The following is a 2,686-nucleotide window of genomic DNA, read 5'->3' as shown; positions in this document are numbered from 1 at the left end:
ATCATGCCCCGCCCCTTGGATCTGCATCCCGACCGATTGTTTCCCTCTGAGCCCGGCGTTCGGGCTGTTGCGCGCGAGCTTTATTCATATGTGAAGGATGCGCCGATTGTGAGCCCGCATGGGCATACGGACCCGAGCTGGTTTGCGCGCAACGAGACGTTTGGCAATGCGACCGAGCTGCTGCTGCGCCCGGATCATTATCTGTTTCGGATGCTCTATTCGCAGGGCGTGGCGCTGGAGGATCTGGGGATTGGCCCGGCCAAGGCGAGTTATGACCCGCGCAAGGCATGGCGGATTCTGGCGGAAAACTGGCATTTGTATCGCGGCACGCCCTCGCGCATGTGGTCGGACTGGGTGTTTTCCGAGGTCTTTGGCATGGGCGAAATGCTGAGCGCGGAGACGGCGGATTTCTATTTCGACACGATTACCGAGCAGCTTTCGACAGACGCTTTCCGCCCGCGCGCTTTGTTTGATCGCTATAATATCGAGGTGATCGCGACCACCGAAAGCCCGCTCGATGATCTGGCGCATCACGCCGCGATTCAATCGGAGAATGCCGCCGGTGGCTGGCAGGGCAGGGTGGTGACGGCCTATCGGCCCGATCCGGTGGTCGATCCGGAGTTCGAAGGCTTCCGTGATAATCTCAAGCGTTTCAGCGAGATAACTGGTGAGGATTGCCTTACGTGGCAAGGCTATCTGGCCGCCCATCGCCAGCGCCGCGCCTTCTTTGCGGCCCACGGCGCCACCAGCACCGACCATGGCCACCCCACCGCGCAGACCGCCAACCTGTCCTGCGCCGAGGCTGAGGCTTTGTTCGACCGCGTGGCCAAGGGCGCTTTCACGCCTGCCGATGCCGAACTGTTCCGCGCCCAGATGCTGACCGAAATGGCGGGCATGAGCCTTGAGGACGGGCTGGTGATGCAGATCCATCCCGGTTCTTTCCGCAATCACAATGCCGCGCTGTTCGCCGGATTTGGCCGCGACAAAGGTGCCGATATTCCGATGCGCACCGATTATGTGAACGCGCTCAAGCCCTTGCTCGACGTGTTCGGCAATGAGGCGGGCCTCTCCATCATCCTGTTTACGCTGGATGAATCAACCTATGCCCGCGAACTCGCGCCGCTTGCCGGGCATTATCCCTGCCTGAAGCTCGGCCCGGCATGGTGGTTCCACGACAGCCCTGAGGGCATGCGTCGCTTCCGCCACGCGACCACCGAAACGGCTGGTTTTTACAACACCGTCGGCTTCAACGATGACACGCGGGCCTTCCTCTCGATCCCGGCGCGGCACGATGTGGCTCGACGGATCGACTGCGGTTTTCTGGCGCAGATGGTGGTTGAACACCGGATGGCCGATTGGGAAGCAGCCGAATTGGCACAGGACCTGACCTATAATCTGGTGAAAAAGGCCTATAAGTTGTGAGCCGGATTTCCGCAAAGAACCTGCCCGTAAATGCTGCCCTCCCCTCTTATGACCGGGCGACGAAAAGCATCGGCATCGTCCATTTCGGCCTCGGCGCTTTCACCCGCGCGCATCAGGCGTGGTACACGGATCGCGCGATGGAGAGCCATGATGGTGACTGGCTGATCGCGGGCATTTCGCTGCGCAGTCCGACCGTTGGCGAGCAGTTGAACCCGCAGGACGGGCTTTATACGCTGGCCGAGAAATCGGGCGAGGGCACGAAATTGCGCGTGATCGGCAGCGTGGCCGAGGTACTCGTCGCGCCGGAAAACCCGTCGCGGATCAAGGTTTTGTTGAGCGATCCGGCCACCCATATCGTCACTTTCACCGTGACCGAGAAGGGCTATTGCCGCAAGGCGGACGGCGGCCTCGACCTGACCCTTGCGGCGGGAGGTTTCTATCCGCTGCTGGCCGATGCGCTGGCCGCGCGCAAGGCGGCGGGGATCGGCGGGCTGACGCTGCTGTCCTGCGACAATCTGGCCGACAATGGACATCAGTTGAAGCGCCTGATGGGTGAATATCTGGCCGCACATCATCCCGATCTGGTGGATTGGGTCGCTGCAAATTGCACCTTCCCATGCAGCATGGTCGACCGCATCGTGCCGGCCACGACCGAGGCCGACCGCGCCGAGGTTGAGGGCCTGCTTGCCCTGCGCGATGAAGGCGTGGTGATGACCGAGCCTTTCAGCCAATGGGTGATCGAGGACGCCTTTGCCGGTCCGCGTCCGGCGTGGGATGCGGTGGGTGCGCAGATCGTTGCCGATGTCGCGCCCTATGAGACGGCGAAGTTGCGGATGCTGAACGGGGCACATTCGGCGCTGGCTTATTGCGGGCTTGCTGCGGGATATTCCTATGTGCATCAAGCGGTTGGTGATCCCGCCTTGCGCGAAATGGCCTTGCGCCTGATGCGCGAGGAAGCCGCCCCGACCATCCCCGCGCCCGAGGGCATGGACCTTGCCGCCTATGCCGCCGCGTTGATCGAGCGCTTCGACAATCCGGCGCTCAATCACCGCCTGATCCAGATCGCGATGGACGGTTCGCAAAAGATCCCCCAGCGCTGGCTTACCACCTTGGCCGCCAATCAGGCGCAGGGGCGGCAATGCCCCGCCATCCTCTCGGCCATCGCCGCATGGATCAAACATCTGCGCGGAGACAACGGCCCCGTCGATGACCCACGCGCACAGGAACTCGCACAAGCGGCAACGGGCGAGGATGCCATCCAAGC

The 2,686-nt window shown here is 62.4% G+C and carries 2 protein-coding genes; both read left to right on the top strand.

Going from position 1 to position 2,686, the window contains the following annotated elements; all coding sequences use genetic code 11:
* Positions 1-3: 3 nt before the first annotated feature.
* Positions 4-1,422 carry a glucuronate isomerase gene (uxaC, locus tag FHW96_RS25780; protein WP_172343423.1) on the top strand — a complete coding sequence of 473 codons (1,419 nt, stop codon included), beginning with the start codon at positions 4-6 and terminating at the stop codon, positions 1,420-1,422.
* Positions 1,419-2,686, top strand: a 1,268-nt coding sequence (locus FHW96_RS25775; protein WP_371815820.1) for a mannitol dehydrogenase family protein, incomplete at its 3' end; no start/stop codon positions are given. The genes uxaC and FHW96_RS25775, both read left to right, overlap by 4 nt.

Source organism: Novosphingobium sp. SG751A, from assembly GCF_013149295.1.
Taxonomy (GTDB): Bacteria; Pseudomonadota; Alphaproteobacteria; order Sphingomonadales; family Sphingomonadaceae; genus Novosphingobium.
This window is presented reverse-complemented; position numbering and strand designations above follow the sequence as displayed.

Bases quoted from the DNA above. Each gene is read 5' to 3' on its own strand.
- uxaC (WP_172343423.1), top strand. From the start codon at position 4: ATGCCCCGCCCCTTGGATCTGCATCCCGACCGATTGTTTCCCTCTGAG.